The following is a 21,995-nucleotide window of genomic DNA, read 5'->3' on the forward strand; positions in this document are numbered from 1 at the left end:
GGGTCACCTGATGTCGAAGCCGTATGTGATGCCGCCCGAGTGGGCCCCGCACGAGCGCACGTGGATGGCGTGGCCGGGCCCCAACCCGACCTTCTCCGACGACGCGGAACTCGCCGGGGCGCGCGCCGCCTGGGCGAAGGTCGCCAACACGGTGCGCCGCCACGAGCCGCTGACCATGGTCGTCGGCACGGGCCAGGCGGAGTCCGCGAAGGCGCTGCTCGACCCGTCGATCGAGCTGGTCGAGCGGGACCTGGACGACGCGTGGATGCGCGACATCGGCCCGACGTTCGTCAAGTCCGACTCCGGCGAACTGGCCGCCGTGGACTGGACGTTCAACGGCTGGGGCGCCCAGAGCTGGGCCCGCTGGGAGCACGACGCGAAGATCGCGCGGCACGTCGGTGACCTCGCCGGAGTGCCGGTCCACTCGACGTCGCTCGTCAACGAGGGCGGCGGCATCCACGTCGACGGCGAGGGCACGGTCCTGCTCACGGAGACCGTGCAGCTCGACAAGGGCCGCAACCCGGACCGCACCAAGGAGGACGTCGAGGCCGAGATCCACGCCCGGCTCGGCACCACCAAGGCGATCTGGCTGCCGCGCGGACTCACCGCGGACTACGGCGAGTTCGGCACGCGTGGACATGTCGACATCGTGGCGGCGTTCGCGGCGCCGGGCGTCGTCCTCGTCCACTCTCAACAGGACCCCGCGCACCCGGATCACGAGGTCAGCCACGAGATCGTCGCGACCCTCTCCGGCCGGACGGACGCGCAGGGCAGGCCCCTGGAGATCGTCGAGGTCCCGGCCCCGACCGTCCTCAAGGACGAGGACGGCGACTGGGTCGACTACTCGTACATCAACCACTACCTCTGCAACGACGGCGTGGTGCTGTGCGGATTCGACGACCCGAACGACGAGGAGGCCGCCGCGATCTTCCGCCGGCTCTTCCCGTCCCGGAAGGTCACCCTCGTCGACGCCCGCACGATCTTCGCGGCCGGCGGCGGCATCCACTGCATCACCCAGCAGCAGCCGGTCGCGGGGGTCTGAGCCGTGACCGGGACGCAGCGGCGGCGCACCCCGGCGCCGCCGCGCGAGGACGTGCTCGCCGCGACCATGGCGATGATCGCCGAGCACGGCCTCGAACGGCTGACGATGGCCGCGCTCGGCCGCGAGGTCGGCATGAGCAGCGGGCACCTCGCGTACCACTTCGGCAGCAAGGACGAACTGCTGCTGCGCACGCTGGAGTGGAGCGAGGGCCGCCTCGGGGCGCGCCGCAGGGAACTCCTTGTCGGACCCGCCGGGGCCCGGGAACGCCTCGACGCCTACGTCGACCTGTACGTCCCCGACGCCCCGCGCGACCCGCACTGGACGCTGTGGCTGGAGGTGTTCAACCGCTCCCGCAACGCCGACGACGACGCGCGGGCCCGGCAGACGGCCATCGAGGGGGCCTGGCACCGCGACCTCGTGGCGCTGCTCGCCGAGGGCATCTCGCGCGGCGAGTTCCGTTCGCTCGACCCGGACCGCTTCGCGACGCGTCTGCGGGCGCTGCTCGACGGTTTCTCCATCGCGGTGGCCATCGGCCTGCGCACGGACCGGGCCGAAGTGATGGCCCACGTACGGGAGTTCCTGGACGAGGGCCTGCGGCCCTAGCCGGTGAACCGGACCCTTGTGCCGGGTGCCGCCTGGGCCGCCGCGGCGAGGGCGGCCTCGTCCACGACGGCGATCACCGGGTAGCCGCCGGTCGTCGGGTGGTCGTGCAGGAACACCACGGGACGCCCGTCCGGCGGCACCTGCACGGCGCCGAGGACCATCCCCTCGCTGGGCAGCTCGCCGTCCAACGCGCGCTCCAGGGCGGGCCCTTCGGTGCGCAGCCCGATCCGGTTGCTGTTGCCGGAGACGGTGTACGCGGCGGTGACGAAGGTCCGCCGGGCGGCCTCGGTGAACCAGTCGTGCCGGGGGCCGAACCGCACGGGCAGCACGAGTTCCTCCGGGGGAGCGGGCCACGGTGCGGCGGCGGGTGCGGCGGGTCGCGTACGGGGTGCGTCGCCGACGGGCAGCACGTCGCCCGCGCTCAGGGGCGCGGGCCCCAGCCCCGACAGCAGATCGGTGGACCGGCTCCCGAGCACGGCCTCGACGGCGATGCCGCCGGCGACGGCGACGTACGACCGCACGCCGGCGCTGACCGCGCCCACGTCGAGGGTCGCTCCGGCGGGTACGTGCACGGGGGTGCCCCAGGCCGCGGGCGCGCCGTCGACGGTGACCGGGCAGGGGGCCCCGCCGACGACGACGGTGACCCCGCGATCGGGCCGCACCGCACACCCGGTGAGCGTGGTCTCGAGCACGGCGGCGTCCTCGGGGTTCCCGACGAGCCGGTTCCCGAGCCGCAGCGCACGTTGGTCAAGCGCGCCCGACCGGGGCACGCCGAGGTGGGCATGCCCACCTCGTCCGAGATCCTGCACGGTGGTGAGCGCCCCGGCGCGGATGACGGTGAGCTTGACGGTCACGACCCCTCCGAGAGTGCACCCTGCACCGGGGGCCGCCTTGCCCACCCTGCCGCCCCAGGCGGCAGATTGCCCAAGTCGGTACCGGCCAAATCAAGCCCCTGCGGCGATTGAGCAGCGGGGTCCGGGGCGGAGCCCCGAGGCGTGGGATCGGCCGAGCTGGGCGATCCGGCTGCCAAATTGAGCCCCGCCGGCGATTGAGGCGCGGGGTCCGGGGTAGAGCCCCGAGGCGTCGACGCCGTCGCGGCGAAACGAACCCGGGTGCCAGGGGCCAAGCGCGCCGCCGGCTCCCGCAACGGATCCCACAACCCCGCAGGGTCCGGCATCGACCCGATCAACTGCCACCCACCCGGCGTGGACCGGGGATACACCGCCGAGTACGGCCCGGCAAGGGCAACCGCCCCCGCAGGGACCCGCGTCCGCGGAGTGGCCCGCCGCGGCACATGCAACTCCTCCGGCAACCCGCTCAAATACCCGAACCCCGGAGCGAACCCGCAGAACGCCACCCGGTACTCGTACGAGGAGTGCACCGCGGCGACCTCCGCCACCGACACCCCCCAAAGCTCCGCGACCTCGGCAAGGTCCGGCCCGTCGTACACGACAGGAATCGTCACGACCTCCCCGTCCGCCGCGCCGCCCGACGGCACATCCCACTCGCCCAGCCGGCGCGCGAGCGCATCCGGTTCGGCGACCCCGTCGAGCAGCACCGTCCGCGCCCCCGGCACGACCTCCCGCACCGGCGGCAGCACCCCCGCCGCCCGCCTGCGCAGCACCTCCGCGTGGAACGCCCCCGCCTGCTCGGCGTCGGCGAACTCCACAAGCAGCGCGTGCCGCCCGGCGGGGCGCACCCGCAGCCCGACGCTCACGCGAACGCCCCGACCTTGACCCCGGCGTCCTCGAGCGCCACCCGCACCCGCGCGGCGATCGCCGCCGCACCGGGGGTGTCGCCGTGCACGCACAGGGACCGCGCGGCGACCGCGACGTGGGACCCGTCGACCGCCTCGACCCCGCCGTCCACAGCGAACGCGACGGACCGGCGGACCACGGCGTCCGCGTCCTCGACGACGGCGTTCGGCTCGCGGCGCGGCACGAGCGTGCCCTCCGGGGTGTATGCACGATCGGCGAAGGCCTCGCGCACGGGTACAAGACCGAACTCCTCGGCGGCAGCCAGTAGTTGAGACCCGGGAAGCCCGAGCACCGGCAGCGACCCGCCCGCGATCCGCACCCCGTCGACGACGGCGCGCGCCTGCTCCGCGTCCCGCACGGTCCGGTTGTAGAGCGCGCCGTGCGGCTTCACATAAGCCACCTCGGCCCCGGCCGCCTCGGCGAACACCCGCAACGCCCCGATCTGGTACGCCACTTCGGCCGCCAGCTCGTCCGGCGGCACGTCCATCGCGCGCCGTCCGAACCCGGCGAGGTCGCGGTAGGAGACCTGCGCCCCGATCCGTACGCCGCGCTCGGCGGCCAGGTCGCAGACCCGGCGCATCACGGAGGGGTCGCCGGCGTGGAAGCCGCAGGCGACGTTGGCACTGGTCACCACGGAGAGCAGGGCCTCGTCGTCGGTGAGGGTCCACCGGCCGAAGCCTTCGCCGAGGTCGGCGTTGAGGTCGATGACGTCCTGGATCACCGGCTCAACGTAGAGGATTGTTCAACGATCCGACAAGGGTCGATTTTTTTCGCGCTTTCTGGACGTCCGAATTCCGGAACCTCTTGTTAGATCGTTGAACGATCCCCTAAGGTCCGTGCATCCCTCATCCATAAGTGCGTCCCTCATCGAAAAGGCCGCCGCATGATCGTTCTGCTCGGCGTGCTCGTGGTGATCCTCGGATTCGTCACGCGCCGCAATCCCGTTCTCGTGGTCGGCGTCGCCGGCATCGTCACCGGGCTGCTCGGCAAGATGAATCCGCTGGAGATCCTCGCCGCCTTCGGCACATCCTTCGCCGACAGCCGCTCCGTCACCGTCTTCGCCATCGTGCTTCCGGTGATCGGCCTTCTGGAGCGCTACGGCCTGCGCGAACAGGCCCGCACGCTCATCGGGAAGCTCGGCAAACTCAGCGCCGGCCGCTTCCTCACCGCGTATCTGCTGGTCCGCCAGGTCACCGCCGCCTTCGGCCTCAACAACCTCGGCGGCCCCGCCCAGGCGGTGCGCCCGCTCGTCGCGCCGATGGCCGAGGCCGCCGCCGAACGCAAGGCCGGGGCCGCGCTGCCGGACAAGCTGCGCGAGAAGGTCCGCTCCTACTCGGCGTCCGCCGACACCGTCGGCGTCTTCTTCGGTGAGGACTGCTTCATCGCGATCGGCTCGATCCTGCTGATCACCGGCTTCGTGAACTCGACGTACCACGAGCACCTCGAGCCCACCCAGCTCGCGCTGTGGGCCATCCCGCTGGCCGTCTGCGCCTTCGTCATCCACGGCGCCCGGCTGCTGCTCCTCGACAAGCACCTGGAGCGCGAGATGGCGCTCGCCGTCGCCGAACACGACCTGCCGCTGCCGAAGCAGCCCGGGAACGAGAAGGAGTCGGCCAAGTGATCAAGGTCGAATGGCTCTACTGGCTGATCGGTCTCGTCTTCGTCGTCATGGCCGTACAGATGGCGACGGACCGCACCAACCCCAAGCGCTGGACGTCCGCAGCCTTCTGGGGACTGCTCGGACTGACCTTCCCCTACGGCACCGGGGTCGCGGGCGGCTCGAAGGCACTGCCCGCCGAACCCCTCGGCGTCGCGGTCCTCGCACTGATCGCGCTCGCCGGGTTCAACTTCATCGGCAAGGGCGAACCGGTCACCACCACGCAGGAGCAGCGCGAGGCGTCGGCCGCCCGCCTGGGGAACAAGCTCTTCATACCCGCGCTCACCATCCCGCTCGTCGCGATCCTCTGCGCCTCCTTCCTCGACGACTCGGGTCTGTTCGAGACCGGCCAGGCCACCCTCCTCGGGCTCGGCGTCGGCTGTGTCGTGGCGCTCGTCGTCGGGATGTTCGTCACCGGCGAGCGCAAGGTGTCGACGCCGATCCATTCCGGCCGCTCGATGCTGGAGGCGATGGGCTCGGCGCTGCTGCTCCCGCAGCTGCTCTCCGTCCTCGGCTCGATCTTCGCGGTCGCCGGCGTCGGCACCCAGGTCGGAAAGATCACCAACGCGGTGCTGCCGGACGACTCCAAATACCTGGCCGTGATCGCGTACTGCGTCGGCATGTTCCTGTTCACCGTGATCATGGGCAACGCCTTCGCCGCGTTCCCCGTCATGACGGCGGCGATCGGCTGGCCCGTGCTCATCCAGCAGATGCACGGCAACGAGGTGGCGATCCTCGCGATCGGCATGCTCGCCGGCTTCAGCGGCACGCTCGTCACGCCCATGGCCGCCAACTTCAACATCGTCCCGGCGACCCTTCTCGAACTGAAGGACCAGTACGGGCCGATCAAGGCGCAGCTCCCCACGGGGTTCGCGCTGCTCGGCTGCTGCACCGTGATCATGGCGTTCTTCGCGTTCTAGGAGGTCGAGCGATGGCTCGGGTACTGCTCACCGGATTCGAACCGTTCGGCGGGGAAGCCGTGAACCCGTCGTGGCAGGCGGCGCAGGCCGTCGCCGCCGCGCCACCGGAGGGCCTGTCCGTCACGGCGGTCCAACTCCCGTGCGTCTTCGGCGAGTCGATCGCGGCGCTGCGGACGGCGGTGGCGGAGGTGGCGCCCGACCTGGTCGTCTGCCTCGGTCAGGCGGGCGGCCGCCCCGGCGTCACCGTCGAACGCGTCGCGATCAACGTCGACGACGCCCGCATCCCCGACAACGCCGGGGCCCAGCCCATCGACGTCCCGGTGGTGCCGGGCGGCCCGGCGGCGTACTTCTCCACGCTCCCGGTGAAGGCGTGCGTCGCGGCGATGCGCGAGGCGGGCGTCCCGGCGGCACTGTCCAACACGGCGGGAACGTTCACGTGCAACCACGTGGCGTACTTCCTCGGGCACCTGATCGCCACGGAACTCCCGGGCGTCCGGGGCGGGTTCGTGCACGTGCCGTCGACCCCGGAACAGGTCACGGACGGCTCGGCACCCTCCCTCCCATTCGAAACGGTGGCCACCGGCATCCGGGCGCTCCTGCTCGCCGCAGCGTCGACCGGTGAGGACCTTCGGGTCACCGAGGGCGCGACGCACTGACGCTCCTCTTGGGCGCGGGGACCTGCTTTTGGGGGCGCGGGGAACTGCGCGAACGCAACCCAAAGCAGCACCGCACCCGGCGACGCACACATACCCCGCGCACACACGCCCGCGACCCCAACCCCGCCCCACCGAAACGGACCCGCCATGCTCACCCCGGACCAAACCGCCCAACTGGCGGCAGCCAACGTCACCCGCGAATACCCCAACTTCACCGCCCACCTCACCACCTCCCCGGCCGACAACCCCCGCCCGTCCGACCTCCACCCCGCCTTCTACGGCGCCTACGACTGGCACTCGTCGGTCCACATGCACTGGCTGCTCCTCCGCACCCGGCCGGAGGCCCACGCCGACGTACTGGACCGCCACCTCACCCGCGAGAACCTCGCCACCGAGGCCGAATACCTCCTCGCCCGCCCGAGCTTCGAGCGCCCCTACGGCTGGGCCTGGCTCATCGCCCTCGCCGCCCAGTGCCACGGCACCCGCTGGGCCGACGCCTTCGCCCCCGCCGTCGACGCGGTCGACCGGCTCCTCGCCGACTGGCTCCCGAAGGCCACGTATCCCGTGCGCCACGGCAACCACCCCAACAGCGCCTTCGCCCTCGGCCTGATCCTCGACACGGGGGAGCGGGCCGGACTGCCGAGCCGCACTCTGGACGCCGTACGCGAGCGGCTGCGCGGCTGGTTCGCCGACGACCACGACGCGCCCGCCCACTGGGAGCCCTCTGGGCAGGACTTCCTGTCACCGGCCCTCACGGAGGCCGACGCGATGCGCCGCGTGTTCGAGAACGCCGACGACTTCGCCGCCTGGCTCGACCGCTTCCTCCCGGCCCTCGCCACCGGGGAACCCTGCCCGCTGCTCGACGTACCGGTCGTCTCCGACCACGGCGACCCGCAGATCGGCCACCTCCTCGGCCTCGCGCTCTCCCGCGCCGCGTCCCTGCGCGCCGTCGCGAACGCACTGCCCGACGGCCCCGTCCGCGAACGCCTCGCGAAGGCCGCTCAGGAGCACCTCGACGCCGGTCTCCCGGCCGTAGAGAGCGGTGACTTCACGACCGACCACTGGCTCGCGACGTTCGCCGAACTCGCCCGTGAACACTATGAACGCAAGTAGGCGTGATCGTTGCCCGGTACACCTTGCCCTGGGCGTGACCGGTCCCGCATCGTGCCGATCATGGGACGAGAACAATGGAAGAAGGTCCTGGTCGGCTCGGCCGGGAACATGGTCGAGTGGTTCGACTGGTTTGTGTACGCGAGCTTCGCGACGTACTTCGCGGGAGCCTTCTTCCCGAGCGGCAACCCGACCGCCCAGCTGATGAACACCGCCGGCATCTTCGCCGTCGGCTTCTTCATGCGCCCCGTGGGCGGCTGGCTGCTCGGCCGGGTCGGTGACCGCAAGGGCCGCAAGGCGGCACTGACCCTCACGGTCACCCTGATGTCCGCGTCGGCGGTGCTCATCGCCGTCGCGCCGACCTACTCGGTCGCGGGCTACGGCGGCGCCGCGGTGCTGCTGATCGCGCGCCTGCTCCAGGGACTCTCGGTCGGCGGCGAGTACGCGGCCAGCGCCACGTACCTCACCGAGGCCTCGTCCCCGGAGAAGCGCGGCTTCGCCTCCAGCTTCCAGTACGTGTCGATGACGGCCGGCCAGATCGTCGGCCTCGGCCTGCAGATCCTGCTCCAGCGCACGATGTCCGACGACGCCCTGCACAGCTGGGGCTGGCGCATCCCGTTCATCATCGGCGCCCTCGGCGCGGCGATCATCTTCTATCTGCGCCGCAACATGCTGGAGACCGACGTCTACGAGGAGTCGGCCGACGCCGACGCCACCGTGGGCGGCGACGACAAGGGCACCCTCAAGGCGCTGTGGGCGCACAAGCGCGAGGCGTTCCTGGTCATCGCGCTGACCATGGGCGGCACCGTCGCGTACTACACGTACACGACGTACCTGACGAAGTACCTGTCCAACTCGGCGGGCCTGAGCAAGGAGACGGCGACCCTCGTCTCGTTCTGCGCGCTCGTCGTCTTCGCCTGTCTGCAGCCGGTCGCGGGCGCGCTCTCCGACCGGATCGGCCGCCGCCCGCTCCTGATCACCTTCGCGATCGGCTCCACCTTCCTGACGGTGCCGATCATGACGCTGCTGCAGCACGCGGGCTCCTTCTGGCCGGCCCTCGGCCTCTCCCTGCTCGCCCTCGTCATCGTCACGGGCTACACGTCCATCAACGCGTGCGTGAAGGCGGAACTCTTCCCGACCGGCATCCGCGCCCTCGGCGTCGCCCTCCCGTACGCCATCGCCAACGCCCTCTTCGGCGGCACCGCCGAATACGTGGCGCTCTGGTTCAAGGACGCGGGCATCGAGTCCGGCTACTACTGGTACGTCGCCGGCTGCGCGGCCGTCTCCCTGATCGTCTACCTGTCGATGCGCGAGACCCGCGACATCGACCTGAACCGGGTCAAGTCCGAGGAGGCCCCCGCCGAAGCGGCGAAGCAGGTCGCCTGACCAGGCCCTGAACCCACCGGACCGAGATGAAGCCCCGGCCCGCTCCTGAGACGAGGAGGGGGCCGGGGCTTCATCTCGTACGGCGGAAGCTCGTACGGGGGAGGGGCCTCAGATCCCGAGTCGGCGCGCGATCCCGTCGAGCACGCAGTCGAGGCCGAACTCGAACTCCCAGGCCGGGTCGTCCTTGCGCGTCGCCGACAGGGCGTACGCCCGGTAGGTCGGGTAACGGCCGCTCTCCATCAGGTAGTTCATCTGCGGGGCGAGCGCCTGCCGGGTCTCGTCGCCGCTCTTCCAGTCGTGCCGCTCGCGGTAGTCGCGCAGTGCGATCTCGGCCTGCGTCGCGCCGTGCACGAACGCGCCGACCGCGCGGTGGGCGGCCACCATCGAGTCCGTGTCGAGGTCCTTGCCCGCCAGCGCCCTCAACTGGCGCTCCGCCACCGCCATCCGGGCCGGAGTGAGCTGGATGACCGGCAGCGGCGTCTGCCCGAGCCAGGGGTGGCGCAGCATCAACTCCCTTGTCTGAACGGCAAAGGAGCGCAACACCTCGCGCCAGTCTGTTACCTCGTCGGGCACGGTCAGCTCGGCCGAGACCCGGTCGAACATCAGCGCCCACAGGTCCTCCTTGCCGGAGACGTGCCGGTACGCGGCCATGGGTGCGACGCCCAGCTTGGTGGCGAGGCGGCGCATGGTGACGGCGGCGCCGCCCTCCTCGTCGGCCAGCTCCACGGCCGCCGCCGCGATGCGCTCCAAGGACAACGCCGTGCGCCGGGCGGGCGCGGGCCGCTCGAGCCGTTCCCACAGCGAGGGCTCGACGAGCCGGCCCTCCCCGTCCTCGGTCCTCTTGCCTGCCGCCACGCTCCGGCTCCTCTCGCTCGCCCTTGTGTACAGCGTATCGCCTGTGGACGCCGTACACATTGATGTGTACGTTGTACGCGAATGAGTACGCCGTACACATCCAGGGGGTTCGCCATGTCCGACACCACTCCGCTCCGCGTCGCCGTCCTCGTCGGCTCCACCCGCGAGGGCCGGTTCGCGCCGGTCGTCACGCGCTGGCTCACGGGGCAGCTCGGCCAGCGCCCCGATCTGCGCACCGATGTCGTCGACCTCGCCGAGACCCCGCTGCCGACCGTGCTGCCCGCGTTCGGCGAGGAGCCGCCGCCCGGGACGAAGGAGGCGCTCGCCCTCGTCTCGCCGCGCCTCGCGGCCGCCGACGCGTTCGTCGTCATCACGCCCGAGTACAACCACAGCTTCCCCGCGGCCCTGAAGAACGCGATCGACTGGCACAACCAGGAATGGCACGGCAAGCCCGTCGCCTTCGTCTCGTACGGCGGCCTGTCCGGCGGCCTCCGTGCGGTCGAGCAACTGCGCGTCGTCATGGCGGAGTTGAACGCCATGTCCATCCGCAACACGGTCAGCTTCCACAACGCCTGGGGCGCCTTCGACGCGGAGGGCCGTGTCGACGACCCGGCCGTGGAGGCCGCGACGAAGGCGATGCTCGACCAGCTGACGTGGTGGGCGCACGCGCTCCGCGACGCCAAGTCCGTCCGCCCGTACGCGGCTTGAGGGCGGCCATGACGACACTCATGGAGGAGGCGGCCGGGAAGCGGGCGACGCCGTCCCGGTTCGTGATCGCGGGCCTGCTGCTCGGCATCGTGCTCGCCACGCTGGACGGCACCATCGTCGGCACGGCCCTGCCCGTCATCGTCGACGACCTCGGTGGCATGGACCGGCTGTCCTGGGTGGTGACCGCCTACCTTCTGGCCACGGCCGTCACCACCCCGCTCTGGGGCAAGATCGGTGACCTGTACGGACGCAAGGGCGGCTACCTCGCCGCGATCGCGGTCTTCCTCGCCGGCTCCGTACTGTGCGGACTCGCCCAGGACATGGGGCAGCTGATCGCGTTCAGGGCGGTGCAGGGCATCGGTGCGGGCGGCCTGTTCGTCGGCGCGCTCTCGCTCGTCGGCACCCTGCTCGGCCCGGCCGGCGCGGGCCGCGCGCAGTCCGTCATCGGCGTACTGCTGCCCGCCGCGATGATCGGCGGGCCACTGCTCGGCGGCCTCCTCACGGACCAGCTGAACTGGCGGTGGGTGTTCTACGTCAATGTGCCCGTCGGGGCCGTCGCGCTCGCCGTCGTCGGGACGGGCGTGCGGCTGCGGTCGGCACGGGTGCGGGCGCGGGTCGACCTCGCGGGCGCCGCCCTGCTCACCGCCGCGATCCTCGCCCTCACCCTGCTGTCGTCCTGGGCCGGGACGAGGTACGCCTGGACCTCGCCGCGGATCGCGGCGCTCGCGCTGATCTCGGTGGCGGCCGTCGCGGGATTCGTCGCGGTCGAGCGACGCGCGGCCGAACCGGTGATCCCGCCCCGCCTGTTCCGCGACCGCAACTTCGGCGTCGCGCAGGTGCTCAGCTTCCTCTCGGGGGCGGCGATGCTCGGGGCCGCCACCTATCTGCCGCAGTACATGCAGCACGTACGGGGCATGTCGGCGACGGGCAGCGGACTGCTGCTGCTCCCCCTGATGCTCGGCATGATGGGCGCCCAACTGGCCATCGGGCGCCGGGTGAGCGACGGCGGCCGCTACAGGCACTACCCGATCGCGGGCGGCGTCCTCGCGACGGCGGGCGCTCTGGCCCTGCTCCTGCTCGGCACCGGGACGGCGACCTGGGTGGCATCCGCCCTGACCCTGCTCCTGGGCATCGGACTCGGATGCCTGCTCCAGCCCTCCATGCTGATCACCATGAACAGCGCCGAGCCCCGTGACATCGGCGCGGCCAGCGGGACCCAGACCCTGCTGCGAACCGTCGGGGGCTCGCTCGGCGTGGCGGTCCTCGGCTCCGTCTTCGCCGGCCGGGCACACGGCGGCTCCGGCCCGGCGGGGATCGTCGCCGGGCTGCACGGCGTGGCGCTCGGCACGGCGGCGCTGTGCGCGGCGGCTTTCGCGGCGTCGCTCCTCGTGAGGGAGGTACCACTGACCGCATCGTGAGACCACGGCCCGGCCCTCGGCCGGGCTGTGGCACACTGCCGACGTGCTCTCGTTCGCCATGATTATTGGCAGCAGGCGCGCCGGTCCGCAGTGACCGCCTCGTACGACCCGGTACAGGTGGACACCGTCGTCCTCGACCCGCGCGCAGACCTCTCGCACCCGCGAGAGGTTTTTCTGTTTCTGGCCCACCCACAGCCAGGCGGAGAGCGCGAGGGATCATAGATGGACGGTGGAGCCGGTCATTCCGGTAGACCGAGAATCCCCATCAGGAGCCAGATCAGCATGAGCAGCAGCCTCAGTGAACGTCCCAGTGCACAGACCGGTGAACTCGACGATTCCTTCCACGTCTTCGACACGACGCTGCGCGACGGCGCGCAGCGCGAGGGCATCAACCTCACCGTCGCGGACAAGCTGACCATTGCCCGGCACCTGGACGACTTCGGCGTGGGCTTCATCGAGGGCGGCTGGCCCGGCGCCAACCCCCGGGACACCGAGTTCTTCGCCCGAGCGCAGGAAGAGATCGACTTCAAGCACGCGCAGCTCGTCGCCTTCGGCGCCACCCGCCGCGCGAACGCCAAGGCGAGCGAGGACCCGCAGGTCAGGGCCCTCCTCGACTCCGGCGCCCCGGTCGTCACGCTCGTCGCCAAGTCGCACGACCGGCACGTCGAGCTGGCGCTGCGGACGACCCTCGAAGAGAACCTGGAGATGGTCCGCGACACCGTCTCCTACCTGGTGGCGCAGGGCCGCCGGGTCTTCGTCGACTGCGAGCACTTCTTCGACGGCTACCGCGCCAACGCCGAGTACGCGAAGTCCGTCGTCCGGGCCGCGCACGAGGCCGGCGCCTCCGTCGTCGTCCTGTGCGACACCAACGGCGGCTTCCTGCCCGCCCAGGTCCAGGCCGTCGTCTCCACCGTCCTCGCCGACACCGGCGCCCGGCTCGGCATCCACGCCCAGGACGACACGGGCTGCGCCGTCGCCAACACCCTCGCCGCCGTGGACGCGGGCGCGACCCACGTCCAGTGCACCGCGAACGGCTACGGCGAGCGCGTCGGCAACTCCAACCTCTTCCCGGTCGTCGCCGCCCTGGAGCTCAAGTACGGCAAGCACGTCCTCCCCGAGGGCGCGCTGCGCGAGATGACCCGTATCTCGCACGCCATCGCCGAGGTCGTGAACCTGACCCCCTCCACGCACCAGCCGTACGTGGGTGTCTCGGCGTTCGCGCACAAGGCGGGCCTGCACGCCAGCGCCATCAAGGTCGACCCGGACCTGTACCAGCACATCGACCCGGACCTCGTCGGCAACCACATCCGCATGCTGGTCTCCGACATGGCGGGCCGTGCCTCCATCGAGCTCAAGGGCAAGGAGCTCGGCGTCGACCTGGGCGGCGACCGTGAGCTGGTCGGCCGCGTCGTCGAGCGCGTCAAGGAGCGCGAGCTCCAGGGCTACACGTACGAGGCCGCCGACGCGTCGTTCGAGCTGCTGATGCGCGCCGAGGTCGAGGGCAAGGAGCGCAAGTACTTCCAGGTCGAGTCCTGGCGCGCGATCGTCGAGGACCGCCCCGACGGCAGCCACGCCAACGAGGCCACCGTGAAGCTGTGGGCCAAGGGCGAGCGCATCGTCGCCACGGCGGAGGGCAACGGCCCGGTCAACGCCCTCGACCGGGCGCTCCGCGTCGGCCTGGAGCGGATCTACCCGCAGCTCGCGAAGCTGGAGCTCGTCGACTACAAGGTCCGCATCCTGGAGGGCAAGCACGGCACGTCCTCCACGACCCGCGTCCTGATCTCCACGACCGACGGCTCGGGCGAGTGGTCCACGGTCGGCGTCGCCGAGAACGTGATCGCGGCGTCGTGGGGCGCCCTCGAGGACGCGTACACGTACGGTCTGCTGCGGGCGGGCGTGGAGCCGGTCGAGTAGGGGCCGCGTTTGCGGGCGAAGAGAGTTAGCGTCGGTGTATGAGGCCCTTCCTCGCCACCCTCGCCGCCCCGCTCCTCGCCCTGGGCGCCACCCTCGCGGTGGCGCCTCCCGCCTCGGCCGCGACGGATGTCTCGACCGTGGCCGACGCGCTGGAGAAGAGCCCTGTCTACGTCGCGCCCGGCGCGGCCGACGGGCTGACCTCGGACGACGTCGACGCGCTCGAGAACAAGATCAAGGACGCGGACAAGCCGGTGATGGTGGCGGTGCTGCCGGCGGACTTCCCGACGCAGGATCTCTTCAGTGATCTGCGCGCGAAGACGGGAGTCGTCGGCGTGTACGGGATCCGCCTCGGTGACCGGTTCGACGCGAAGGCCGACCACCAGGTGATGTCGGCGCAGGCCGTGAAGAACGCGGCGGACAGCGTGCAGGGCCAGTCCGCCAAGAGCCAGCTCGACGATTTCGTCAGTACGTCGATCAGTACGGCCAAGGGCTCCGCCCCCGCCGCCTGGGACGCGGGCGACGACGGATCGTCGGCCGGCACCCTGATCGGCGTCGGCGCGGTCGTCGTCGCCGGCGGAGCCGGGATCTACGCGCTGAACAGGCGCAGTCGCCGCAAGCGCGAGGCGGAGCAGCGCGAGGCGCTCGACAAGCTGCGGGTCGTGGTGGACGAGGACATCACGGCGTTCGGCGAGGAGCTCGACCGGCTGGACTTCCATCCCGCGGAGGCCGGGGCGGACGACGCGATGCGCGCGGACTTCGAGCGGGCGCTCGACGCGTACGAGAAGGCCAAGCAGTACATGAACGACGCGCAGCGCCCCGACGACGTGCGCGGCGTGACGCAGGCCCTGGAGGACGGCCGGTTCTCCCTGGCGCTGCTCGCCGCGCGCCGCGAGGGCCGTCCGCTGCCCGAGCGCCGGGCGCCCTGCTTCTTCGACCCGCGCCACGGTCCCTCCACCGAGGACGCGTGGTGGACTCCGCCCGGCGGCTCGTCGCGCGAGGTCCCGGTGTGCGCGGCGGACGCGACGCGGCTGCGGGACGGCGAGGACCCGGACGTGCGCACGGTCGACGCGGGGGCGGGGGAGCGCCGCCCGTACTACGACGCGGGTCCGGCGTACGGCCCGTGGGCCGGCGGCTACTTCGGCGGCGGCATGCTGCCGGGCCTGCTGGTCGGCACGGTGCTCGGCTCCATGCTGGCGAGCCCTGCCTACGCGGCCGACTACGGCGGCGGTGACTTCGGTGGCGGCGGATTCGACGGCGGCGACGTCTCCGGCTCCGACTTCGACCCGGGCGACTTCGGTGGCGGGTTCGGTGACGGTGGTGGGGGTGGCGACTTCGGTGGTGGCGGCGGAGGGGACTTCGGCGGCGGGTTCTAGTGGGTTGACGTCTCGGGGCTCTGCCCCGGACCCCGCTGGCTCTCGTCCAACAGCGGGGCTCTATTTACCGGCACCTGGGCCCCCGGCCCGAACATCCACCGCGACAGCGCCACCCGCAGCCGCTGCGCCGCCCGCACCCGGCGGCGTACACCGTGCTCGTCCTCGTCCGGCAGTGCCTCCAGGGCCGCCGGCTGTTCGTGTTGCGTGAGGCGGTAGGACTCGCCCCGGTCCAGGGGCTCGTGGATCTCGACGTACTCGCCGTGGGGGAGGCGCTTGATCCGGCCCGTTTCCCGGCCGTGCAGGACCTTCTCCTGGTCGCGGTGCTGGAGGCCGAGGCACAGCCGCTTCGTCACGATGAACGCGAGGACGGGGCCCGCGAAGAGCGCCACCCGGGCGAACCACGTGATGGCGTTCACCGAGAGGTGGAAGTGCGTGGCCCAGAGGTCGTTGCCGCCGGCCGCCATCGCGACGAGGAAGCCGGTCAGCCAGGCCACCCCGAGAGCGGTGCGCACCGGGCGGTTGCGGGGGCGGTCCAGGACGTGGTGCTCCCGTTTGTCGCCGGTGATCCACGCCTCCACGAACGGATACACCCCGATCAGCACCAGCCACAGCGGGAACGCCAGGAACGGGATGAAGACGCCGAGCGCCAGGGTGTGGCCGCCCACCACGATCTCCCAGCCCGGCATCACGCGCACCAGGCCCTCCGCGAACCCCAGGTACCAGTCCGGCTGGGCCCCGGTGGAGACATGGTCCGGGCGGTAAGGGCCGTACACCCAGACGGGGTTGATGGACGCGACCGCCGAGACGAGCGCGACCACGCCGAACACGAGGAAGAAGAAGCCGCCCGCCTTGGCGACGTAGTTCGGGTAGAACGGCTCGCCCACGACGGTGCGTTCGGTCTTTCCGGGGCCCGGGTACTGCGTGTGCTTGTGGTAGAAGACCAGGATCAGGTGGGTGACGACGAGTGCCGCCATGATGCCGGGCAGCAGCAGGACGTGGATCGAGTAGAAGCGGGCCACGATGTCGTGCCCCGGGAACTCGCCGCCGAACAGGAAGAACGACAGATACGTGCCGACGACCGGGATCGCGAGCGTCATGCCCTCGATGAGCCGCATGCCCGCCCCGGAGAGCATGTCGTCGGGCAGCGAGTAGCCGAGCAGGCCCTCGAAGAGGGCGAGGAACAGCAGCAGCCAGCCGAACAGCCAGTTGAGCTCGCGGGGCTTGCGGAACGAGCCGGTGAAGAAGTGCCGCATCATGTGCACGAACATCGCCGCCACGAAGATCAGCGCCGACCAGTGGTGGATCTGCCGGATGAGCAGTCCGCCGCGCACGTCGAAGCTGATGTCGAGCGTGGAGGAGTACGCCTCCGACATCCGGATGCCCTTCAGCGGCACGTAACCGCCGTCGTACGTCACCTCGTTCATCGACGGATGGAAGAAGAGCGTGAGGTACACGCCGGTGAGGATCAGGATGAGGAAGGTGTAGAGGCAGATCTCGCCCAGCATGAAGGACCAGTGGTCGGGAAACACCTTGCGCAGATAGCTGCGGCCCAGACCGTAGATCCCGAGCCGGCCGTCGGCCCAGTCGGCGAGGCGTTCGCCCTTGGCGGGGGCGGGCGTGCGGTGGTCGGTGCGTTCGGACATCCGGATCCTCCCGTGGCTGCTCACGGAGGAGACGGATCGGGGCGGGCGGGATGTGACACGGCGGGGCGGGTATGTGGCGCGTGTCACGCGCGGGCTATGCCCGGCTGAGCGTCCGCGTCACTCCGGCGAGCAGCGTCGTCGTCAGGATCCAGCCGACCGCGATCAGCGCGTACGACAGTCCCTGCACACCCGCATCGGACCAGTGCCAGCCCTCCCGCTGGCCGAGCCCGCCGACCGGGATCAGCAGGTCGAGGGTGTACGCGACCGGGTTGAAGGGAGCGCCCTCGCCCGGCTTGTTCGGCACCGGCTTGAACGCGTGGAAGACGGCCGAGCCGACGAGGGTGAGCAGGGCGAGCCAGATCCCGGCGATCCAGGGCCGGTAGCCGTATCCGACGGTCGCGTCGAGCAGCCGCCCCCACGCCTTCCCGGCAGGGCCGAGCGTGCCGCGCCGCCTGCGCTCCCGTACGAGCAGGACCCGGCGCGCCTCGTCTTCGTGGCCCGACCGCCGGTAGTGCGCGGCGAGTTGCTCGTAGGGCTGTGGCGCGTAGCCGGGGTGGCGGCGCAGCCAGTCGAGGCGGCGTGCGACGTCCTCGCGGCGCGTGGGGGCGACGTCGCCCAGCCAGTCGTACGTCAGTCCGTCGAGGCCGAGCGTCGCGGGCCAGGTCCGCGGGGTGTCCTGGAGCCTCGCCACGTACGCGTTGCGCAGGTTCACCCCGCCCGCGGGCGTGCGCGCGAACGCGAGGTCGAGGGCCTCGGTGCGCATGCCCACGCACATCAACGACGAGCCGCTGCCGCCGAGTTCGGCGTCCTGGAAGGAGACGAGGTCCGTCACCTTCGCCCCGCGCAGCCGGATCCGGCCGTCCGCCCGCAGGCCCTGGCAGCGGACGTTCGACGCGCTGAGGCCGTCGCCCTGGAACGCGTACGCGTCCGCCGCCCCCACGCGTATCCGGGCGCCGCGCATCCACAGTCCGCCCGGCAACTCGGCACCGGGGAAGCCGACTTCGCCCTCCGCGACGAACCCGTTCTCGCAGAACACGCCGCCCCGCACCAGCGCCCCGCCGCCCTCCAGGGCCACCCGCCCCGGCGCCACCAGGTGCGCCCCGTCGAGCCGGACGCCGCCCGCGACGTCGGCGTGCACCAGGTCGACGGCGCTCTCCGCCCCGTCGCGCTCGCCGATCGTCGACCGCCGCAGATCGACCCGCCCGCCGAACCGTGCCGTCGAGGCCCGCAGCCCCGGCAGTACGCAGTCCGTGAACGCGATGCCGAGCGTGCTCGCGCCCTCCAGGCCCACCGCCTCGTCGAACCGGCACGCCTCGAAGCGCACGGCCCGCCGGACCTCCGCCCCGTCGAGACGCAGCACGCCCGTGACGCGGGTGTCGCGCAGTACGTACGGCGCGGATCCCGCGCCCTCGTCGAGGATCTCGCGTCTGACGCCCTCGGCGTCGGCACGTCGCTCTGGGGTGGGCGCCATGGGCGGCAGTGTCGCACGCCGGTTGCCCAGCGGGTCGTGTGATTGCACGCGAAAGCAAACCGCCTCGCACGAGGCCGGTAGTGAATGGCCGGAACTGGCGCGCCTGTTTCCGCGCCAACGGGTCATGATGACACCGATGTTCACGCGCTTCACGCCAATCGCAGCCGTCCCCCACAGGTGAGGTGGAGAGGTCATGACGCAGCGCTCGCGGCAGTCGCAGTTGCAACCGAAGGAAGAAGCCGGGCGCAAGGCCTACGCGAAACCGGCGATGTGCCGGCAGGGCGACTTCGCCAAGGCGACGGCCCGATGAAGCTCAACGACGGCATCGCTGTCACGACGACGGACCGCGGCGGCGTACTCGTCGACCAACGGGCCGGTTCCTACTGGCAGTTGAACGAGACAGCGACCGTCGTCGCCATCGCCGTGGTGCAGGGGCGGGGGTCGCGAACCGCGGTCGACCGGCTCGTCGCCGCATTCGACGTGGACCGCGCCCAGGCCGAGGCGGACGTCGCCGAACTGACCCGCCAGTTCGTCGCTGCGAGGCTGGCCACGCCGTGAAAACGGGGGTGAGCACGCCGAGTTGGCGGCCACGCACCTCGTGGCCGCCGCAACTCGTGGCTGAACCTCAGTCCTGCTCGGTCCTGCTCAGGCCTCCTTGATGGCCGAGATGTCGAAGTTCAGCTTGATCTTGTCGGAGATCAGGACGCCACCGGTCTCCAGCGCGGCGTTCCAGGTGAGGCCCCACTCCGAGCGCAGGATCTCGGTCTTGCCCTCGAAGCCCACGCGCTCGTTGCCGAACGGGTCCTTCGCGACGCCGTTGAACTCCAGGTCGATGCTGAGCGGCTTGGTGGTGCCGAGGATCGTCAGGTCACCCGTGATGCGGTAGTCGTCGCCGCCCAGGGACTCGGCGGAGGTCGACCGGAAGGTCATCGTCGGGAACTCGTCGATCTTGAAGAAGTCGGCGCTCTTCAGGTGGCCGTCACGGTCCTCGTTGCCGGTGGAGATGCTGGCCATCTGCACGTCGAAGGAGGCCGTCGACTTGGCCGGGTCCGAGCCGTCCAGGTGCAGCGAGCCGGTGAAGTCGCTGAAGCTGCCCTTCACGTTGGTCACCATGGCGTGCCGGGCGACGAAGCCGAGCGTGGTGTGAGCGGGGTCGACCGTGTAGTCACCGGTGACGGCGGCGAGGTCGGGGTTGGCCGGCGCGGCGGCAGCGGCGGCGGGGGTGGTGGCGGACTCGTTCTTGCGGCCGAAGATGCCCATGACGTGCTCCTTGGGGACGGGCGGCACGGGGGTGCCAGGTGGAGTGGTGAGCTGATGTTGAACGTTGAACCATTAACTGGTTCCGACTGTAGCGCGATGATGTTCAATGTTCAACATCAAGCGGTGCGTGCCTCTTCGATTACAGCCCGATATGAGCCAGGTCGCCCTTTCGGGCGCGCGCGGGGCGCGCTGCCCGGGCCGCGGTGTGAGGCGGGTCTCAGGGCGCCGCTTTGTGTGACGTCTACAAGGCGGACGGCCCCTGAGCAGTCACTTCGGCCCTCCCGCGGCGGGGTTCTGTTCAGGGCTACCAGGAAAACGGGCCGGAGACTGTACGGAGTCGACGGCCCGTTTTTCGGTGTGCACTTCGTAAGGTCACTACATGACCGTTTTGGACGACACCGCCTCGAACCCGGGGGACGAGCCCACCGACGCCCGCGGCCGCGTGGCAGAGCTGCACGCGATCCGTGCGCAGGCGCTGGCCGGACCCAGTGAGAAGGCGACCGCGGCCCAGCACGCGAAGGGCAAGCTGACGGCGCGCGAGCGCATCGAGCTGCTCCTCGACGAGGGTTCGTTCAACGAGGTCGAGCAGTTGCGCCGGCACCGGGCGACCGGCTTCGGCCTGGAGGCCAAGAAGCCCCACACGGACGGCGTCATCACCGGCTGGGGCACGGTCGAGGGCCGCACGGTCTTCGTCTACGCGCACGACTTCCGGATCTTCGGCGGCGCCCTGGGCGAGGCCCACGCCACGAAGATCCACAAGATCATGGACATGGCCATCGCGGCCGGTGCCCCGCTCGTCTCGCTGAACGACGGCGCGGGCGCCCGTATCCAGGAGGGCGTCTCCGCGCTCGCCGGGTACGGCGGCATCTTCCAGCGCAACACCAAGGCGTCCGGCGTCATCCCGCAGATCAGCGTGATGCTCGGCCCGTGCGCGGGCGGCGCGGCCTACAGCCCGGCGCTCACGGACTTCGTGTTCATGGTCCGCGACACCTCGCAGATGTTCATCACCGGCCCGGACGTCGTGAAGGCCGTGACGGGCGAGGAGATCACGCAGAACGGGCTCGGCGGCGCCGACGTGCACGCCGAGACGTCCGGCGTCTCGCACTTCGCGTACGACGACGAGGAGACCTGCCTCGCCGAGGTCCGCTACCTGCTCTCCCTCCTCCCGCAGAACAACCGGGAGAACCCGCCGACCGTCGAGTCCGATGACCCGGCGGACCGCCGCGGGGACGTGCTGCTCGACTTGGTGCCCGCCGACGGCAACCGCCCGTACGACATGACCAAGGTCATCGAGGAGCTCGTCGACGACGGCGACTACCTGGAGGTCCACGAGCGCTGGGCGCGGAACATCATCTGCGCCCTGGCCCGGCTCGACGGCCAGGTCGTCGGCATCGTCGCCAACCAGCCGCAGGCCCTCGCGGGCGTCCTGGACATCGAGGCGAGCGAGAAGGCCGCACGCTTCGTCCAGATGTGCGACGCTTTCAATATCCCCATCGTGACCCTGCTTGACGTCCCCGGCTTCCTGCCCGGCGTCGACCAGGAGCACGGCGGCATCATCCGGCACGGCGCCAAGCTGCTGTACGCGTACTGCAACGCCACCGTGCCCCGGATCTCGCTGATCCTGCGCAAGGCGTACGGAGGTGCGTACATCGTCATGGACTCGCAGTCCATCGGCGCGGACCTCACCTACGCCTGGCCGACCAACGAGATCGCGGTCATGGGCGCCGAGGGCGCGGCCAACGTGATCTTCCGTCGGCAGATCGCCGAGGCCGAGGACCCCGAGGCCATGCGCCAGAAGATGGTCAAGGAGTACAAGGCCGAGCTGATGCACCCGTACTACGCGGCGGAGCGCGGCCTGGTCGACGACGTGATCGACCCCGCCGAGACCCGCGAGGTGCTGGTCAAGTCCCTGGCGATGCTGCGCACCAAGCACGCCGACCTGCCGTCCCGCAAGCACGGCAACCCGCCGCAGTAACCGGCACTAGTCGTAGGAGACCTGCCACATGTCCATGCCTGACATCCGCGTCGAGAAGGGCAACGCCGAGCCGGAGGAGGTCGCGGCCATCACCGCGATCCTGCTGGCCCGCGCCTCCGCCACTCCCGAGGCCCCGGCGCACCGCGTCCGGCACAACCGGGCGGGCTGGCGCCGCCTGGAGCGCGAGCCCGGCTTCCGCGCGCCGCACAGCTGGCGCTGACCGGTACACATGCCTGAGGCCCTCTTC

Annotated in this window: 20 protein-coding genes and 1 pseudogene; 14 read left to right on the plus strand and 7 right to left on the minus strand. The window is 71.1% G+C overall.

What is annotated here, in order from left to right; genetic code table 11:
* Positions 1–10 precede the first annotated feature (10 nt).
* Positions 11–1,042: an agmatine deiminase family protein gene (locus ACZ7L4_RS35255; RefSeq protein ID WP_472108971.1), complete on the plus strand. Its 1,032-nt coding sequence runs from the start codon at positions 11–13 to the stop codon at positions 1,040–1,042.
* 66 nt (positions 1,043–1,108) lie between these two features.
* Positions 1,109–1,645, plus strand: coding sequence for a TetR/AcrR family transcriptional regulator (locus ACZ7L4_RS35260; protein ID WP_472109237.1), 537 nt, complete (start codon positions 1,109–1,111; stop codon positions 1,643–1,645).
* On the opposite strand, the gene ACZ7L4_RS35265 is transcribed toward ACZ7L4_RS35260, so the two are convergent.
* The 3 genes and pseudogenes from ACZ7L4_RS35265 to ACZ7L4_RS35275 form a co-directional block, all read right to left on the minus strand.
* The gene (locus ACZ7L4_RS35265; RefSeq protein ID WP_472108973.1) at positions 1,642–2,499 is read right to left on the minus strand and encodes a 5-oxoprolinase subunit C family protein; all 858 of its coding nucleotides are present in this window, start codon (positions 2,497–2,499) and stop codon (positions 1,642–1,644) included. The two genes, ACZ7L4_RS35260 and ACZ7L4_RS35265, sit on opposite strands and share 4 nt — an antisense overlap.
* 238 nt (positions 2,500–2,737) lie before the next feature.
* A pseudogene (locus tag ACZ7L4_RS35270) lies at positions 2,738–3,362 on the minus strand (5-oxoprolinase subunit B family protein); the annotation flags it as partial.
* Positions 3,359–4,123 carry a LamB/YcsF family protein gene (locus tag ACZ7L4_RS35275; RefSeq protein ID WP_472109239.1) on the minus strand — a complete coding sequence of 255 codons (765 nt, stop codon included), beginning with the start codon at positions 4,121–4,123 and terminating at the stop codon, positions 3,359–3,361. The gene ACZ7L4_RS35275 and the pseudogene ACZ7L4_RS35270, both read right to left, overlap by 4 nt.
* A gap of 162 nt (positions 4,124–4,285) precedes the next feature.
* Between ACZ7L4_RS35275 and ACZ7L4_RS35280 the strand changes: the two genes are divergently transcribed.
* The 5 genes from ACZ7L4_RS35280 to ACZ7L4_RS35300 all read left to right on the plus strand — a co-directional run bounded on the left by ACZ7L4_RS35280 (position 4,286) and on the right by ACZ7L4_RS35300 (position 9,131).
* On the plus strand, positions 4,286–5,023 hold the full coding sequence (locus ACZ7L4_RS35280) for a DUF969 domain-containing protein (RefSeq protein ID WP_472108974.1): 738 nt from the start codon (positions 4,286–4,288) through the stop codon (positions 5,021–5,023).
* The gene (locus tag ACZ7L4_RS35285; protein ID WP_472108976.1) at positions 5,020–5,979 is read left to right on the plus strand and encodes a DUF979 domain-containing protein; all 960 of its coding nucleotides are present in this window, start codon (positions 5,020–5,022) and stop codon (positions 5,977–5,979) included. Before ACZ7L4_RS35280 ends, ACZ7L4_RS35285 begins: the two co-directional genes overlap by 4 nt.
* 11 nt (positions 5,980–5,990) lie before the next feature.
* On the plus strand, positions 5,991–6,635 hold the full coding sequence (pcp, locus tag ACZ7L4_RS35290) for a pyroglutamyl-peptidase I (RefSeq protein ID WP_472108978.1): 645 nt from the start codon (positions 5,991–5,993) through the stop codon (positions 6,633–6,635).
* 147 nt (positions 6,636–6,782) lie between these two features.
* Positions 6,783–7,748, plus strand: coding sequence for a DUF2891 domain-containing protein (locus ACZ7L4_RS35295; protein ID WP_472108979.1), 966 nt, complete (start codon positions 6,783–6,785; stop codon positions 7,746–7,748).
* A gap of 60 nt (positions 7,749–7,808) precedes the next feature.
* Positions 7,809–9,131 (plus strand): MFS transporter, encoded by a 1,323-nt coding sequence (locus tag ACZ7L4_RS35300; RefSeq protein ID WP_472108980.1) that lies wholly within the window; start codon positions 7,809–7,811, stop codon positions 9,129–9,131.
* A gap of 108 nt (positions 9,132–9,239) precedes the next feature.
* Here the strand turns inward: ACZ7L4_RS35300 and ACZ7L4_RS35305 are convergent, their stop codons facing one another.
* Positions 9,240–9,986, minus strand: coding sequence for a TetR/AcrR family transcriptional regulator (locus tag ACZ7L4_RS35305; RefSeq protein WP_472108982.1), 747 nt, complete (start codon positions 9,984–9,986; stop codon positions 9,240–9,242).
* A gap of 114 nt (positions 9,987–10,100) precedes the next feature.
* Here ACZ7L4_RS35305 and ACZ7L4_RS35310 point away from each other — a divergent pair, with 114 nt between their 5' ends.
* The 4 genes from ACZ7L4_RS35310 to ACZ7L4_RS35325 all read left to right on the plus strand — a co-directional run bounded on the left by ACZ7L4_RS35310 (position 10,101) and on the right by ACZ7L4_RS35325 (position 15,399).
* The gene (locus tag ACZ7L4_RS35310) at positions 10,101–10,694 is read left to right on the plus strand and encodes an NADPH-dependent FMN reductase (RefSeq protein ID WP_472108983.1); all 594 of its coding nucleotides are present in this window, start codon (positions 10,101–10,103) and stop codon (positions 10,692–10,694) included.
* A gap of 8 nt (positions 10,695–10,702) precedes the next feature.
* Entirely contained in the window at positions 10,703–12,112 is a 1,410-nt protein-coding gene (locus ACZ7L4_RS35315) for a DHA2 family efflux MFS transporter permease subunit (RefSeq protein ID WP_472108984.1), read from the plus strand.
* 282 nt (positions 12,113–12,394) lie between these two features.
* Complete coding sequence (cimA, locus tag ACZ7L4_RS35320; RefSeq protein WP_472108986.1) at positions 12,395–14,026, plus strand: citramalate synthase; 1,632 nt, start codon at positions 12,395–12,397, stop codon at positions 14,024–14,026.
* A 38-nt stretch (positions 14,027–14,064) separates the two neighbouring features.
* Positions 14,065–15,399, plus strand: a complete 1,335-nt coding sequence (locus ACZ7L4_RS35325) for a hypothetical protein (RefSeq protein ID WP_472108987.1) — start codon at positions 14,065–14,067, stop codon at positions 15,397–15,399.
* Here the strand turns inward: ACZ7L4_RS35325 and qcrB are convergent.
* Positions 15,396–17,042, minus strand: a complete 1,647-nt coding sequence (gene qcrB / locus ACZ7L4_RS35330; RefSeq protein WP_472108989.1) for a cytochrome bc1 complex cytochrome b subunit — start codon at positions 17,040–17,042, stop codon at positions 15,396–15,398. The genes ACZ7L4_RS35325 and qcrB overlap by 4 nt on opposite strands.
* Before the next feature lie 94 nt (positions 17,043–17,136).
* Positions 17,137–18,513, minus strand: coding sequence for a pentapeptide repeat-containing protein (locus ACZ7L4_RS35335; protein ID WP_472108991.1), 1,377 nt, complete (start codon positions 18,511–18,513; stop codon positions 17,137–17,139).
* Positions 18,514–18,819: 306 nt separating this feature from the next.
* Here ACZ7L4_RS35335 and ACZ7L4_RS35340 point away from each other — a divergent pair, with 306 nt between their 5' ends.
* Positions 18,820–19,071: a lasso peptide biosynthesis PqqD family chaperone gene (locus tag ACZ7L4_RS35340; protein ID WP_472108993.1), complete on the plus strand. Its 252-nt coding sequence runs from the start codon at positions 18,820–18,822 to the stop codon at positions 19,069–19,071.
* Positions 19,072–19,158: 87 nt separating this feature from the next.
* Here ACZ7L4_RS35340 and ACZ7L4_RS35345 read toward each other — a convergent pair whose 3' ends face one another.
* The gene (locus ACZ7L4_RS35345; protein WP_472108995.1) at positions 19,159–19,773 is read right to left on the minus strand and encodes a YceI family protein; all 615 of its coding nucleotides are present in this window, start codon (positions 19,771–19,773) and stop codon (positions 19,159–19,161) included.
* A 379-nt stretch (positions 19,774–20,152) separates the two neighbouring features.
* Here ACZ7L4_RS35345 and ACZ7L4_RS35350 point away from each other — a divergent pair, with 379 nt between their 5' ends.
* Together ACZ7L4_RS35350 and ACZ7L4_RS35355 are read left to right on the plus strand one after the other, a co-directional pair.
* Positions 20,153–21,748, plus strand: coding sequence for an acyl-CoA carboxylase subunit beta (locus ACZ7L4_RS35350; RefSeq protein WP_472108997.1), 1,596 nt, complete (start codon positions 20,153–20,155; stop codon positions 21,746–21,748).
* A 28-nt stretch (positions 21,749–21,776) separates the two neighbouring features.
* Positions 21,777–21,968 (plus strand): acyl-CoA carboxylase subunit epsilon, encoded by a 192-nt coding sequence (locus ACZ7L4_RS35355; protein WP_472108999.1) that lies wholly within the window; start codon positions 21,777–21,779, stop codon positions 21,966–21,968.
* Positions 21,969–21,995 lie beyond the last annotated feature (27 nt).

Source organism: Streptomyces sp. NPDC107575 (assembly GCF_055657265.1).